The sequence below is a fragment of the Rhodococcus sp. UNC363MFTsu5.1 genome, from assembly GCF_000686785.1.
GTDB lineage: Bacteria > Actinomycetota > Actinomycetes > Mycobacteriales > Mycobacteriaceae > Rhodococcus_G > Rhodococcus_G maanshanensis.
This window is the reverse complement of sequence record NZ_JMLO01000015.1, coordinates 24,920-39,683: the sequence shown is the minus strand read 5'-3', so window position 1 is coordinate 39,683 and position 14,764 is coordinate 24,920. Positions and strand designations below refer to the sequence as shown.

14 protein-coding genes are annotated in these 14,764 nt (G+C 67.0%); 6 read left to right on the top strand and 8 right to left on the bottom strand.

Annotated elements, in window-relative coordinates:
- Positions 1-55: 55 nt before the first annotated feature.
- The 4 genes from BR31_RS0114090 (at position 56) to BR31_RS0114075 (ending at position 4,401) form a co-directional block, all read left to right on the top strand.
- The gene (locus BR31_RS0114090; protein ID WP_037176669.1) at positions 56-1,198 is read left to right on the top strand and encodes a UDP-N-acetylglucosamine--N-acetylmuramyl-(pentapeptide) pyrophosphoryl-undecaprenol N-acetylglucosamine transferase; all 1,143 of its coding nucleotides are present in this window, start codon (positions 56-58) and stop codon (positions 1,196-1,198) included.
- Positions 1,199-1,211: 13 nt separating this feature from the next.
- Complete coding sequence (locus BR31_RS0114085; protein ID WP_051637409.1) at positions 1,212-2,225, top strand: GDP-mannose 4,6-dehydratase; 1,014 nt, start codon at positions 1,212-1,214, stop codon at positions 2,223-2,225.
- A 113-nt stretch (positions 2,226-2,338) separates the two neighbouring features.
- On the top strand, positions 2,339-2,959 hold the full coding sequence (locus BR31_RS0114080) for a DUF4232 domain-containing protein (RefSeq protein ID WP_037176649.1): 621 nt from the start codon (positions 2,339-2,341) through the stop codon (positions 2,957-2,959).
- 71 nt (positions 2,960-3,030) lie between these two features.
- Positions 3,031-4,401 (top strand): FAD-binding oxidoreductase, encoded by a 1,371-nt coding sequence (locus tag BR31_RS0114075; RefSeq protein ID WP_027501529.1) that lies wholly within the window; start codon positions 3,031-3,033, stop codon positions 4,399-4,401.
- 9 nt (positions 4,402-4,410) lie between these two features.
- Here BR31_RS0114075 and BR31_RS28630 read toward each other — a convergent pair whose 3' ends face one another.
- From BR31_RS28630 to BR31_RS0114060, 4 genes are all read right to left on the bottom strand, one after another.
- Positions 4,411-4,674 carry a hypothetical protein gene (locus BR31_RS28630; protein WP_231496489.1) on the bottom strand — a complete coding sequence of 88 codons (264 nt, stop codon included), beginning with the start codon at positions 4,672-4,674 and terminating at the stop codon, positions 4,411-4,413.
- A gap of 144 nt (positions 4,675-4,818) precedes the next feature.
- On the bottom strand, positions 4,819-5,301 hold the full coding sequence (locus BR31_RS31150) for a DUF3558 domain-containing protein (protein WP_081830485.1): 483 nt from the start codon (positions 5,299-5,301) through the stop codon (positions 4,819-4,821).
- 172 nt (positions 5,302-5,473) lie between these two features.
- Positions 5,474-6,235: a hypothetical protein gene (locus BR31_RS0114065; protein WP_231496488.1), complete on the bottom strand. Its 762-nt coding sequence runs from the start codon at positions 6,233-6,235 to the stop codon at positions 5,474-5,476.
- 61 nt (positions 6,236-6,296) lie between these two features.
- A complete protein-coding gene (locus BR31_RS0114060; RefSeq protein ID WP_156042484.1) occupies positions 6,297-7,466 on the bottom strand; it encodes a hypothetical protein in 1,170 nt (389 codons plus the stop codon).
- 619 nt (positions 7,467-8,085) lie between these two features.
- Between BR31_RS0114060 and BR31_RS28625 the strand changes: the two genes are divergently transcribed.
- Together BR31_RS28625 and BR31_RS0114045 are read left to right on the top strand one after the other, a co-directional pair.
- Positions 8,086-9,144 carry a TY-Chap domain-containing protein gene (locus tag BR31_RS28625; protein ID WP_051637407.1) on the top strand — a complete coding sequence of 353 codons (1,059 nt, stop codon included), beginning with the start codon at positions 8,086-8,088 and terminating at the stop codon, positions 9,142-9,144.
- 44 nt (positions 9,145-9,188) lie between these two features.
- The gene (locus tag BR31_RS0114045) at positions 9,189-10,142 is read left to right on the top strand and encodes a GTP pyrophosphokinase (protein WP_027501526.1); all 954 of its coding nucleotides are present in this window, start codon (positions 9,189-9,191) and stop codon (positions 10,140-10,142) included.
- A 54-nt stretch (positions 10,143-10,196) separates the two neighbouring features.
- On the opposite strand, the gene BR31_RS0114040 is transcribed toward BR31_RS0114045, so the two are convergent.
- From BR31_RS0114040 to BR31_RS0114025, 4 genes are read right to left on the bottom strand one after another with little or no spacing between them, the layout of a single operon-like run.
- Entirely contained in the window at positions 10,197-11,204 is a 1,008-nt protein-coding gene (locus BR31_RS0114040; RefSeq protein ID WP_037176665.1) for a pyridoxal phosphate-dependent aminotransferase, read from the bottom strand.
- A gap of 17 nt (positions 11,205-11,221) precedes the next feature.
- On the bottom strand, positions 11,222-12,277 hold the full coding sequence (locus tag BR31_RS0114035; RefSeq protein WP_081830476.1) for a 3-oxoacyl-ACP synthase III family protein: 1,056 nt from the start codon (positions 12,275-12,277) through the stop codon (positions 11,222-11,224).
- A gap of 2 nt (positions 12,278-12,279) precedes the next feature.
- The gene (locus BR31_RS0114030) at positions 12,280-12,948 is read right to left on the bottom strand and encodes a hypothetical protein (RefSeq protein ID WP_037176661.1); all 669 of its coding nucleotides are present in this window, start codon (positions 12,946-12,948) and stop codon (positions 12,280-12,282) included.
- Between the two features lie 20 nt (positions 12,949-12,968).
- Positions 12,969-14,639, bottom strand: a complete 1,671-nt coding sequence (locus tag BR31_RS0114025; protein ID WP_027501522.1) for a thiamine pyrophosphate-binding protein — start codon at positions 14,637-14,639, stop codon at positions 12,969-12,971.
- Positions 14,640-14,764: the final 125 nt, after the last annotated feature.

Below are 14,764 nucleotides of genomic sequence, written 5' to 3'. Positions count from 1 at the left end.
CCCATCCGTTTCGGGGTCTAACGGAGTTCTAATCTCGGTCACGCACAGTGTGGACATGACATTCGAACCGCGACCGACGCTCCGCGTCGCCATTGGCGCGGGCGGCACCGGTGGACATATCTATCCCGGCCTCGCCGTCGCCGAGGCCCTGCGCGAACACGCCGATATTCAGATCGAATTCTTTGGCGCCAAAGGCAGACTCGAAGAAACACTCGTGCCCGCGGCGGGCTACCGACTTCATACTTCCGAGGTCTATGGACTGACCGGCGTGCGCGGCAGTGGGAGGGCAGCAGCCCGACTCCGACGCGCCAGCGTGCACTGTGCACGGCAGATCCGTGAACTCGGTATCGATGTCGTTTTCGGCACCGGCGGATATCCGAGTCTGCCGATTGTGCTGGGCGCCCGCCTTGCGGGCATACCGACACTGATCCATGAATCCAACGCTGTGCCGGGACGGGCAAACCGCCTGGGCGCGCTCTTGTCGTCCCGGGTGGCAGTGGCATTCCCGGAGACGATGCGGGCCTTCACCCGCAACGAGGTTCGGGTGGTCGGCACACCGCTGATGCGGGAGATCGCGAGACTCGACAAGTGGGCGCTTCGCGATCAGGCACGCACCGTCTTCGGCGCTCAGCCGGACCAGAAACTCGTCATCGTCTGCGGCGGCAGCCTCGGATCTCGCAGCCTGACCGATACCGCGCTGTCGCTGGCGCGCGAATGGCGCGACCGCGACGACGTCCGCCTGGTCGTGAAGACGGGGCCCGAGCACTTCGCCGAAGCGTCGTCCGAGGTCGAAGACCTCGACAACGTGCTGGTGCTGCCCTATCTGGACAGGATGGACCTGGTGTACGCGGGCGCCGACACTTTTGTCGGGCGGGCGGGCGCGATCACGGTCGCCGAGCTATCCCATGTCGGCGTGCCCAGCGTCCTCGTGCCGTACCCACACGCGCCCGGTGACCATCAGCGACACAACGCACAAGCGCTCGTGACCCGCGGCACCGCCGGGATGCTCGGAGACGGTGACCTGAGCCCGGCAAGCCTGGCGCGGTCGATCGACGACCTTCTCGGCGACACCACTGAGCGCGCGTCGATCGCGGACACCGCCCATCCGAGGCTGAACGATTCCGCACGAACAGTGGCGAACTGGCTACGCCAGCTCGGCGGCCACAAGTCGGCGGCATATGACGTCGTCAACGCATGAACCCATCAAACGCATGAACCCATCGAACGATAGAGGTGTATTCGTGAATGAATTCTGGTCCGGCAGAAAAGTCTTGGTCACCGGCGGTGAGGGCTTCATCGGCAGCAGCCTGGTCGAACAGTTGCTCGCGCAAGGCGCGCAGGTACGGGTGCTGGCGCATTACAAGCCCTACGCGTCGGCCGGCTTTCTTTCAGATCACCTCGACGATATCGAGATGATCGCGGGAGATGTTCGCGACAGCGGACAGGTACTCGATGCCGCGGAGGGTATCGACACCATATTCCACCTCGCGGCACTGATCGGAATCCCCTACAGCTACCGGGCTCCGCACACATATCTCGAGACGAATGTGCTGGGCACCCAGAACATCGTCGACGCGGCGCGTCGACACGAGGTGCGACGGGTTGTGCACACGTCGACGAGCGAGGTGTATGGAACCGCGCGAGAAGTACCGATTTCCGAGGCGCATCCGCTGCAACCCCAGTCGCCCTACTCCGCATCGAAAATTGCCGCGGACATGGTCGCGCTGTCGTACTTTCACTCGTTCGACACGCCGGTTTCGGTCTGCCGTCCATTCAACACATTCGGCCCGCGGCAGTCGACGCGCGCCGTGATTCCCGCGATCCTGCACCAGTTGCACTCCGGCGCGGGCGAGATCGCCGTCGGCGCGCTGTCCCCTACTCGGGACTTCACCTACGTCGAGGACACCGCCCGTGGCTTCATGGCGATCGCGGAGTCCGAGCGGACGGTCGGCCAGACGCTGAATCTCGGTACCGGCAAGGAGATTTCGATCCGCGACCTGATCGACGTACTCATCGAGATCACGGGTTCGGCCGCATCCGTCACCGCGGAGGACTCCCGCCAACGTCCCGCGGGCAGCGAGGTCCACCGACTGTTGTCCGACAACGGGCGCGTGCGGGAACTGACGGGCTGGAGCCCGCAGGTCTCCCTGCGCGAGGGGCTCACCCGGACCTCGGAGTGGGTCGAGTCTCATCCGATCGCCGACCCTCGCCGCTACAGCGTGTGAGGCACGGTCTTCCCTGACATCGGATCGGACGGAGGGGACGCCGAGCATTCCGCTCGGAGCGCCACCCAGGCACTAGCATTTGTGATGTCCGATGCCGAAGCGGAGGGGATGTCATGACCCGTACCCGGATAGCCGCCGTCCTGCTCGCCACCACTGCACTCACGCTGGCCGCGTGTAGCAACTCCGACACCGAGGGCAATCCGACGGCCGCACCCGCGCCGACCACCACCACCGCCTCCACCGAGGCACCGGCCGTGGAGACAACGGCCGCCGGTCCCCCGCCCCCGACCAGCGCTCCGGACGATCCGAACACCTGCGCCGCCACCGAGCTGATGCTCACCGCGGGCCAGCCAGAGGGTGCCGCGGGCTCGACGATCATCCCGCTGGTGTTCACCAACATCGGCGGTCGCACGTGCAAGCTCGACGGCTTCCCCGGCGTCTCCTACGTGGCGCAGGAGAACGGCCCCGAGGTCGGCGCACCGGCGACACGATCCGGCGCGGGCCAGGGCCCGGTGGAGCTGACGTCGGACGGCAAGGCGACCGCCCAGGTGCGGGCGATCCAGGTCGCGAACTACCCGCCGGAGCTGTGCGAACCCACGCCGGTCGCCGGGCTGCGGGTGTTCCCGCCAAACGCATATGCGTCGCTGTTCCTGCCGTTCCCGGGGACCGGATGCGCGAAGACCGGGCCGGAGGTCAATCAGCTCGAGGTGACCGCGGTGGTCGCGGGCGGGTAGTTCGCGCGCGCTTTGCCCGCTCAGTCGGAAACATCCGATGGGGGCGGCGGGAGTCGGAGCATGATGGTGGCATGTCGACCGCCGATCTCGTCGAACTCGTCGCCGCCCTCCCCGACGGCGCCGTCCTCACCGACCCGGACCTGACCGAGGGCTACCGGCAGGACTGGGCCGCGGACCCGAACGCGGGCCACCCCATGGCCGTGGTCCGCGCGACTTGCACCGAGGACGTGCAGGCGGTGATGCGCTGGGCAACCGAGCACAGGGTTCCCGTGGTGCCTCGCGGCGCCGGGTCCGGGTTGTCCGGCGGCTCGACCGCGGTCAGCGGTGGCATCGTGCTCACCACCGAGCGGATGCGCGAGATCAGCGTCGACCCGGTCACCCGGATCGCCGTCGCGCAGCCGGGCCTGTTCAACGCCGAGGTGAAGAAGGCCGCCGCCGAGCACGGGCTCTGGTATCCCCCGGACCCGTCCTCGTTCGAGATCTGTTCCATCGGCGGGAATGCCGCAACCAACGCGGGCGGCCTATGCTGCGTGAAGTACGGCGTCACCACCGACTACATCCTGGGCATGCAGGTGGTGCTCGCGGACGGCACCGCGGTGCGACTCGGCGGCCCACGCCTCAAGGACGTCGCCGGGCTCTCGCTCACCAAGCTGTTCGTCGGCAGCGAGGGCACCCTCGGGATCATCACCGAGCTGACGCTGCGGCTGATCCCCGCCCAGCCGCCCGCCTCGACCGTGGTGGCGTCGTTCGGTTCGGTGCAGGACGCGGCCGACGCGGTCCTCGCGATCACCAGGAACCTGCGGCCGGCGATGCTCGAGTTCATGGACCACGCCAGCATCAACGCGGTCGAGGACTCGGTGCACATGGGCCTGGACCGGAACGCGCGGGCACTGCTGCTCGCGCAGTCCGATGCGCCGGGCGCGGTCGCTGCGGAGGAGATCGCGGCGATGGTCGCGGCCTGCGAAAAGCACGGTGCCACCGAGGTTTTCGCCACCGACGACCCGGCCGAGGGCGAGGCGTTCACGGTGGCCCGGCGGTCGGTGTTCCCGGCCGTACAGGCACTCGGCAGCCTGCTGCTCGAGGATGTCGGCGTGCCGATGGACGCGCTGCCCCGCCTGATCACCGGCGTCGAGGAAATCGCGCGCGACTGCGACGTGCTGATCTGCGTGGTCGCGCACGCCGGCGACGGCAACACTCACCCGCTGATCGTGTTCGACCCCACCAACCCCGACGAGGCCGACCGGGCACAACGCGCGTTCGGCCTGGTGATGGACCTGGCGATCGCGTTGGGCGGCACCATCACCGGCGAGCACGGGGTGGGTCGGCTCAAGCGGGACTGGCTGCCGTTCCAACTCGGGGAGGACGTGATGGAGCTGAACCGACGGATCAAGACCGCGCTGGACCCGGACGGGATCCTGAACCCGGGCGCGATGCTCAAGTAGGTCGGCAGGTCAGAGCGGGGCGCCGGCGCTGTCAATGCCGGCGCGGTTGCGTTCCTCCGAGGCCGCGTACATGGCCTCGATCTTCTCGAAGGTCTGCTGCATCTCCAGGACGACATTGACGTGGTCGTCGATTGCCTGGACCATCGAATAGTCGCCGCCGGCCGCCTTCTTTCCAAACTTGGCCGCAAGATCGATGCCGGACTGAAGTGTTCCGAAACCATCAACCTTCGCCTGCTTGCTCGCATCGAACTGAATTCGACGGAGCTGGTCCACGAATTCAGCACACCGCTGTGCGCAACGCTGCGCTACTCCCCGCTCCAGGGAGAGTCGACCCGCACCGACTGCAGCGCCCATCGCTGCCCACCCAGCTCCGGCATACTCTTCAGCCACAACCAACTCCTGTCTCAGGCAAATCGACTATTCCGGTACATACGGCAAGAGGGCGCTCGCAGCTCGAGTTGCTGCCGCACATGGCTCCTCGACCAACGGATCTGTCCCGAGGTTCGACATCTGGATCAAGACAACCCCGTTTCCAGACTCCACGGCGACGTCACAGCTCCTTCGGTCGGTATCGGCCACTTCCCGGTACGTCATACCGCTGCGATCACCCACACTCACCTGGGTGAAATCTGTGTTGTTCTTGTTGCCGCGAACCTCGTCCATAGAACGGGTTGTCGCGAATACACCTAGGAATTGAGGGCCCTCGTTCCAACTGCAGATCTTCCACCCAGGCTGCTTGACTCCCGCAACGTCCGGCGATTCGCTAGCTGGATCCACTCCCACCGCATGCAACGCCTCATCCGGGATGTCATCGCAGGGACTGAACACCGGCTCCCCCGACCCGGCCCCCACCCCCTCGGCCTCCCCCGCGACACTCTCCGAACCACACCCGACCAGCATCAACGCAGCACAAGCCGCGCCCAACGCAACGAGACCCCGTACTAGTACCCGCACCCGACACTCCCCACTCCCGGCCGATCGATACCGGTCCACCCTAGTTAGACGCACCCACCGGCTCCCCGGTTCCGCAGGCCACCTCGCGGAGAACGCTCCCCGAGGTGTCACTCATCGTCTAGACCGCTTCCGGGTAGTCACGAGTCCGCGCGCGCCCGATCGCCGCCTCCGTGCCCAGCTCCGCTCTCGCGTCTGCATTGTTTGCATAGTGAGTGACGAGGTGGAACATCAGCGCCTCGTCGATCGCGAACTTGCGACAGTCCACCTCGATCATGGGAACTGGTGGTAGTCGGTCGATTCTCCAAATCGGGGTCTTGTAACGGCGCTCCCATACTGCGTTCGCATACCCGATGACCAGAACCATCCGATACCCGTTGTAGGCGGCTTTCGCTCCGGCCACCGCTTCCCATGGCAGATAGGACTCGAAGCTCCAGCCGCGATGGCGAATCCCGTCACGCGTCAATTGGATGTATCCAGGGCGCAGAAGCCGGGCTGAAGCCACAACCAGAAAGGTCGCGAGAAAGATGCCGAACAACCCGAACACCATCGCGGCTCCGGGAACGAACGAGCTCGGCACATTGAGGTAGAGCTCGATGGCGGCACCGAGGCTCAGTGCGGTCAAGCATGTCATCAACGCGACGAGCAGAACCCACACCCGCCGCGACTGCCGAAGCTCGGTCGCCGGAATACCCCCGACCGCGATGGTTCGAATATCACCATCGCGATGGTTCGAATCCCGAACCGCTACTCCAGTCGCCACAATGAGGAAGAACAAACATGCGATTCCGAAGGAGTACCGCAGAGCTGCGGGGAACCCTCCGGCCCAGCCAGCCAGGCCGACGAGAACGGCGATCAATCCGAATCCGGTCATCATCGCCATCGCAAGCTTCTCGGACACCGTGTAGCGGGCCGCGGGCCATTCGGGTGGGACCTCCAAGCCCCTAGAAGACTGCATTCCACGCCCCCTTCGCCAGCCCACCGACAGCGGCTCCGGCGTCGGCAACTGCGTCGACCCCCGACTCCACGGCGTCATCAAGATCGTCAACGCCGTTCTGATACAACGAATCCACTGCTCCAGATGTGAACAATCCGGCAACCACCCCGACGCCGGCGCCGACCGCCGTACCGACTCCGGGAACGACAGACCCCACCACTGCACCCGCCCCTGCACCCGCAAGGAGAGAAGCCCCGAACCCCGCTGCACCGGATACGACCGCCTGGCCCGCTGGCTTGCCGTTGTAAATGTCGTATGCGATACCTGCTGCGGCGAGGACTCCGCCTGCCTTGAGCCCAAGCTTGCTCGCGCTGGCTTCGGAGCGTGCTGCAGCAGCGGCCGCATCATCGGCTGTGTGGCTCATCAGCCGTGACGTATCGAAGTCGCGATAGATCTGTGAGGCGGGGGTTCCTGCGGGTGCGGTTCGTGCGAGCTCGAGATACTTGGACGCCTCACCGGCAAAGAACTCCGAATTCTTCAACAGCGCTGAGGCATGCCGTGCCGCAAGAACCCCGGCGGCACCATTGACAAGATCCCCCACAACGAAGAACCACTTGCTACTCAGGTCCGCCCAGACGTTCTTGACCGTTTTCACCGCGAACGCCCATAGCTCACGCGCAGCGTCGACACCATGCTGGGCCGAGTCGTACGCCCGCATCAGGGCCTCGTGTCGCTCGACTGCTCCGACCGCAGCTGTGTAAGCGCTCAACGCCTCCACCGTTGCGTCGGCTCCGTTCGGCGGCGACCCCGGATTGACGGGCATTGGGCCAGGTTCCTGGATCTGATCGCCCACGACGGCCAATCCGGCAGTTGCAGCGGCGGCACGAACCTCACCCATGTCGTCCTGTGCACGTTGAAGCTGGGCTGCGGCCTCATCAAAGGCCAGCGCCTGGTGAGCTACCGCGGTCGCCAAATCATCGGCCTTGCCGGCGGAAACAGTTGCCCTGGCGCTGAACCCGTCACCGGCAGTGCCGTCCCATCCGGCGTCGGCGGTGTTTCGCGCTTGGTACAACTGATCGGCAGCCGAGACGACCATCGGACCGAGGCTGGTCCGCAGCCAGGCCGCCGCCGCACGAATACTCTCGGGATTCCCGTCAACGCGTGTGTCAATTGGCATTGGCTACTCCACCCATGCCGTGTTGAACCCGTCGGCGGTCGCCACGTCCTGTTCTCGATAACGGGCGTTTGCCTCGGCTACGGCCTCACTCGCCGCGGCTAGGGCCACGACAAGCTGTCCGGCGTTCTCGGTCAACCGGGCCATGATCCCCATCAGGGCCGCCGTCGCGTCCCCCGCATCGATTGCTGCCGGGCGCGAACGAGCCGACCGCGTCGAGATCGGCACTCGATCGGTCGAGCGACTCCGTGATTCCGTCAAGTGCGACGGAATCCACGAACAGCGTCACGCGCAGTCACCTGCCGATGCCGCAGTCTGCACGACTACCGAGCCCACCATTGTCCCCCTCCACAGTCCGAACGTCGCGGTCCCCCCAGGACCCAAGGCCGGGATCGGACGCTACCTGACGGGCGCCCTGATCTCGGCGTACCAGGTGAGCGGAGGTAGTCGCTCCCGGCCGATAGATACCGGTCCACCCTAGATAGACGCAGCAACCGGCCCATCGGTTCCACCGCGCCACCGGATCGAGATCTCGCGACTGCGCTCGCCTCCCGGACTTCGTCGGACCCTCGCGATAGGTTTGCTGATGACGGGGGTTCCACGACATGCGACAGGGGGAACGATGACCGAGAGTTTCGACGACAGGATCGAGCAGGCCTGGGCCGACTTCCAGGCTGTCCTCGCCGACCATGTCGCAGCCATGGTCGACGACGACCTCCTCGCGTTGGAGCTGGGTGAGGAGTCCTCTGTGGAGGGCTTCGTTCCGTGTGTGCAGTTCCTGGCCTGGGGCGGTGACCAGGTGCGATGCGAGGTCCCGTCCAACGCCTACCTCGATCCCCGGCACCGGCTGTCCCCCGCGGACGAGGCGCGGCTGGTCGAGCTGGGCTGGCATCGCCCCACCCGCGCACCCGAGGACGAGCCGGACGCGGGGTCGCCGGCCTTCTTCGTCGACAAGGCCGCGAACTGGGCCGATCAGCTCGCCGCGATGGCCATCACGGTGTTCCGGGAGACCTGGAGCGTGCCGCACCCGAGCTTCCTGCGCACCGAGGCGGTCGGCACCCTGGAGTCGCTCGAGTTCGAGCCAGACCTGCCGGACGAGGAGTCGTTCGCGCTGGACCTGGGCGCCGCGGTGGTGCCGCGCGACGACGAGCACCTCTACGAGCTGGTCGGGCTGACGCTGGCCCGCCTCTTCGACGAGCCGCCGGGCGACGACGACCACAACGACTTCATGCTTGCCCTGGGCCGGGTCATCGGGTTCGTCGGCCCGCACCTCGACGGCGGTGAGGTGCAGGTGCGGGTGCCGCTGGTGCGCGAGGTCAGCGACCGGACCCGGGCCAGCGAACTGATCGCCGACCTGAACCGGCGCTGGCCGCACCTGAAGTTCACCCTGGCGACGGACCGGGTGGAGGCGTGGGCGGCGGTGCTCGCGAATCCGTATGTCCCGCAGCATCTCATCGACATGCTCGAGCAGCTGTTCTCGTTCGCGCAGACCGTCGACGATGAGTTCGCGGCACGGTTCGGCGGGCGGCTGGAGGGATTCCCGGAGCCCGACCCCGTGCCGATGGAGGTCGACCACGGGGAGCTCACCACTCCTCCCCCGGCGCCGGCCCCGAAGCCGCTTCGGCAGATGGAGCTGTTCACCGACCCCGGCGAGCAGACCCTGTTCGACGAGCCGAGCTGACGGGCTCCCGCGCCCACCCGTAAACCCTGAACCCGGATCGGATCATGCGCACCAAGAAGAAGTCGGACAACGTCGCGGCGCTGGTCAATCAGCTCTACAGAGAGCGCGAACGCGCGTGGGCGGCGGCGCTGGTCACTGCCCAGACGTTCCTCGACACCCTCGCCGACGACGTGCTCGAGGACCTGGACCGCGACCGGCTCAACGCCAAGACCGCCCGGATCAAGGATCGCGAGCGCACCGCGGACAAGGTCCGGCGCCGGGTCGCCGAGGGGCAGATGGACCGGCCCACCACCACCGACGACATCGCCGACGCCATCCACGACCTGGTCGGGATCAAGGTGCTGTGCAAGACGCCGCGCGATCTCTCCGCGTTCACCGAGAAGCTGCTCGAGGCGTGCACCTCGCCCGCCTGCTCGGTGCGCCTGGCCGTCCCGCCGCGGGACTACGTGACCAATCCCAAGGACAGCGGCTACCGGGCGTATCACGCGGTCCTGATGATCAAGGTCGCCACCCACGAAGGCGACCTGGGCGTCAAGGTCGAGGTGCAGGTGAAGACGCTGCTGCAGGACGCGTGGGGCGAGCTGACCCACGAGGACATGTACAAGCCGGGTAAGGCGCTCAAGCCCAACGAGTTTCACCAGGACGTGGCGCGGCAGATGGCACAACTGCTGGACAACGTGGACTCCATGGCCGACCTGCTCGCGGCCGAGCTCGACCGGCAGACCGCGCAGCTCGACGCCGATGCGGACGGCACGGCACCGGACAGCTCGGAGGAGCCGACGGTGTACGCCCGGGTCACCCGGACCGGCCCGCGCTACGCCCTCGCCGTCACCCTCGACGGCCGGCAGGGCCTGATCCCGGCACGCTCGGTGCGCAGGCTCGTGGGGTCGAGCGCCCGGATCAACGTCAGCGACTACCTCGACGTCGGCGACATGGTCGACGTCCGGGTCGAGGAGACCGACACCGCGCTGTACTACCACCCGGTCGCGCTGAGCTGACTCAGCGAGGGTCCAGGCGTGCAGCGCGCGGAAGCATCATCGACGCGCTCGGGCTCACATCGTCCGCAGTGCCCGCAGCACCGCGCGACCGGCGGCGGGGTCGCCGACCGTGATGCGGGCGCTGCCGTCGGGGTAGGACTTGGCCACTATGCCCGCGCGCTGCAGCGCGTCCGCGGTACGCGGCCCGCTCAGGTAGAGGAAGTTGGCGTGACTGGACGGCACCCGAAGTCCGTGCTGCTGCAGCCGGTTCCGCAACCGTTCGCGTTCGGCGATGATCCGGGCGACCCGGGCCCGCAATTCGTCCTCGGCCGCATAGGATGCGGTCACCGCCGCCACCGCCGCGCAGCTCATTCCGAACGGCAATTGTCGGCGTCGCACGCGCGCCACCAGGTCGTCGGCTCCGAATGCGTAGCCGATGCGCAACCCGGCCAGCCCGAACGCCTTCGAAAATGTCCGCAGCACCAACACATTGGGGTAACGGCGGATGACCTCGTGCACGTCGACCGCGTCGGCGACGACGAACTCGACGTAGGCCTCGTCGAGGATCACCACCACCCGCTGGGGAATCGAGGACAGGAACATCTCCAGGTCGGCCGCGGAGACCAGGGTGCCGGTGGGGTTGTGCGGTCGGCACAGCACCACCAGTTCGGTGCGACCGTCGACCGCCTCGCTCATCGCAGGTAGGTCTTGGCGACCACAGCCGTCGAGCGGCACGGTCACCGTGCGCACGCCGATCATGTCGGCCATGATCGGGTAGCCATCGAACGTGGGTGTCGCGAACACCATGGATTCGCCGGCGCGGATCGCGGTCTGCATGATCTGCATCGCCACTCCGGTTGCGCCCGATCCGACGACGACCTGGGTCGGCTGCACGCCGATCCGCTGCGCGATGATCTGCGGCAGTCGTTGCGGTAGGAACTCCGGGTACCGATTCGCCTTGGCCATCTGTTCGTGGAGCGCTGCCAGCACCGATGGCAACGGCGGGAACGGGTTTTCGCTCAGCCCGAGCTCGAAATGGCGCGCCGGGCGGGCCCGGCCGACCGCCACCGACGGCGTCGGCATATTCGCCAGGTCGCCGGTCATGGCGTCGGCCCCGCTCCCCATCGGACGGCCGCGGCGCCGGCGAAGTCGCCTGCGTGGGCGAAGGCGGCCATCAGAACCAGTGACCCGTTGCCGATGCGCCCGTCGCGGTTGGCGGTGTCCAGTGTCACCGGAATGCCGGCGCCGAACAGGTTTCCGCATTCGTCGAAGGTGTCCGGATGCTGCTCGGGGGTCAGCTGCATGGCCTCGCGCCAGTTCCGCAGGAACAGCCGGTTGGGTTGGTTGGTGACGAGGGTGTCGACCTCGGTGGACTGCACTCCGATCCGGTCGCAGACCGCCAGCGCGACCTCCGGCACCAGTCGGTTGCCGCGGGCGAACACCTTGGTGATCTTGGACTCGGTGAACCCCACGCAGACCTGCCCGCGCCCCGGCTCCCAGTATTTGCGGTCGGAGACCGGAACCGCCTCGAAGGTCATGTCGCCACCGAACTCCGGATGGGTGTGGCATTCGATGCCCAGGATCGGCGCGTCGTCGGATTTGGTCAGCAGGCCGACCCCGCAGCCGTCGCCGGGGACCGGGGCGTGCGCCAGCCCGCGGATCGCGGTCTGGGTGAAGACCTGTCCCGCACAGTTCTGGGTCGCGGCGATCAACGCCGTGGTGGCATCGGTGCTGAGCAGGATGGTCCGGGCCAGCGCCATCATCTGCACGAACGACGCGCAGCCGCTGTTGTGCACGTCGATCACCCAGTCCGGTCGCAGCCCCAACCGGCGGGCCACCTCCGGGCCGCTCCCCAGGACGGGATTGTCGGGCAGCTGGGTGTGGGTCAGCAGCACATCCACGCCGGACATCGCGTCCGCGCCGTGCCTGTCGATCAGGGGCGCCACCGCGCGCTCCACCATGTCGACCGCCGTCTCGTCACGGGCCACGTGGTGCCGATACCTCGGCGAGCGGAACATGACATTCTTCGCCATCCGGTCCGAGCGGGCAAACTGGGTGAAATACTCTGTGGGAACACGGTTTTCCGGCAGGTAGCTGGCGACGTCGACCAGGCTGACCGCAGGCAGGGGCGCTGTCATCGGTGCGCGCACAGTCATGCTCACTCCATCCACTCCGGCTTGATCGGTAGTCCGTGGGCGGCGCGGTACTCGCAGATGGCCTTGAGGTTGTCCATCTCCAACTGATGCCCGGCGGAGAACATGTCCCAGAAGTCGCCGACCCACACCGGGCGGTCCGCCGGCGCCGTGTCCGGGTAGGGGTTCTCGTCGTAGAACGGGTGGCGGCAGTTGTTCCACAGCACCACCGATCCGGGCGCGTTGAGCACCACCTCCGCGTCGACCACCCGCATCAGATAGATCATCCACAGGTGTTGGCCCTGGTCCCACGCGCAGTGGTAGTCCACCGTCATCGCGTCGGAATCGGCGACGGTGCGCACGAAGCATTTCGTCTGGTCGCCGAGTCTGTCCTGGGAGACCCACAGCCCGGGCTCGTCGGTCTCGGTGAACCCGCGGAGGCTGTAGGTCCACTCCTCCAGGCACCGGGTGTCCGCGAGGTACTCGTACACCTGTCGTGGCGGCGCCGCGATGTAGGCGTTGACCGGGCAGAACCGGCCGAACACCTGCTCGTGCGGGTACACCGACCGCAGCATGTCCATGATGATCGGTGTGGTGGCATCCCTGTCGGAATTCTCGATCCGCAGGACACCCGGGATTCCGCCCTCGGTGATGTCGCTGAGCGCGGGAAGGCCTGTCGGGGCGGGAACATTGATGGTCACGAGTTCTCCTTTGATCAGGGGCTGGTCAGGAAGGGCAGGAAGGGTGGTATCTCGTCGGGATCGCAATCCACCGAAACGAACGACGGACCCTCGGTGTGGACGCTGCGGGCCAGCGAGTCGGTCAGGTCGCCGACGCTTCGCGCGGCGAATGCCGACAGTGTCGGGAACATCGCCGCGATACCCTCGCCGAGCAGGGTCGGCCGGAATCGGTTGAAGCTGTATCGATCGCGGTAGAACAGTTGCTCGCGGGTCACGCACATGGCGTGCGCATTGTTGTTGAAAATGATGAACGTCACCGGCAGGTTGTGCTCGATCGCGGTGTGGATCTCCAGGCCGTGCATGAAGAACGCGCCGTCGCCGGCGATCACGAATGTCCTTCTGTTCCGGGTGAACGCCGAGCCGATCCCGGCGCCGAAGCTATAGCCCATGCCGCCCATCCCGAGGGCGACCACGAATCGCCCGCCGCGGGGCACCGAAAGATGATGCACGACGGACGCGCCCGTATTTCCGGCGTCGGCGAACACGTCCGACCCGGACGGCAGCATCGCGGCGATCGCATCCACTGCGTCTCGGTAGCGAAGTCCCGGCCCCGAGGAGTCTGGTACCTCCAGCGTCGTCAGGGCTTGCGGGGCTACTGGTTTCGGTTCGTGGTCGGGGCGGAACACGGCCGCGAGGTCGGCCAGCGTCGAACCGAGGCTCATGCTGCCCGCGTGTGTCGTGGGCAGATAGGGTGGTTCGGCGCCGATGCTGGCCACAGGCACCGCGGCCAACGCCCCCTCGAGGCCGGCCCGCGCGGTCATCGGCATCCGAGTCCCCACCAGCAGGCACAATGCCGATTGCCGTACGGCGTCGACGAGTTCGGCGTGGCCCATCGTGCCCGCGACACCGCAGAATCCGTGTTCGTCGGGGGTGTAGCAATCCTTCGCATCCGGTGCCACCCCGACCGCCGCGTCCAATGCGACGGCCAGTGCGCGCAGCTGCGCGCGGGCGTCGTTGCGCGCTACCTGATCGCCGACGACGAGCACGACCTTTCCGGTCCTCCTGGCCGCGGCGATCATCCCGGTGACGCGGGCCAGCCCGATGCGATCGTGAACTACCCGGCGGGCGGGTGGGGTGAACCGGGGCACGGTCACGGTGGCTTGCTGAATATCCTTGGGTAACAACAGCACCACCGGCCCCCCACGCCTGGCGGCGGATACCGCCCGCTGCAGGTGCTCGACGATGTCCTCCGGCCGCTCGACCCGCGCGCAGTAGCGGGAGATTTCGGAGAACAACCGCACCGCGTCGATCGACCCGGCCCGGCCGCTGGAATCCTGGAATGCGCCATTGCCCTCCGACGCCGTCGGTGGCTGACCGACGACGGCCAGCACCGGCACCCGTGAGGTGAAGGATTCGGCCAGGCCGGCGACCAGGTTCATCGCGCCGCCGCCAGAGGTTGCGGCGACGACACCGAGCCCGCTCGTCGAGCGTGCGTACCCGTCGGCCATCGTGACCGCGGAGAACTCGTGTTTCGCCACCACTCCGGTCACGTCCGCGTCGGCATCGAAGATGGCGTCGTAGAGGTCCTCGATATTCGCGCCGTCCACCCCGAATATGTGCCGAACTCCTAGCGCGGTCACGGAGTCGACGAGATAGTCGACGACCCGCCGCTGTGTGTTGCCGTGTGCTCGACCGCTCATGCCCATGTGCTGGTCCTCCCGAGACTCTCGGGCCCGTCCCTGGGCGATAGCCACACCTTGTTGCCGGGGTTATCCTCGAAAGCGCTGGGCCTGCCCAGAATCTTTGCCATTGCTAAGTTCCTTTGGGTCCC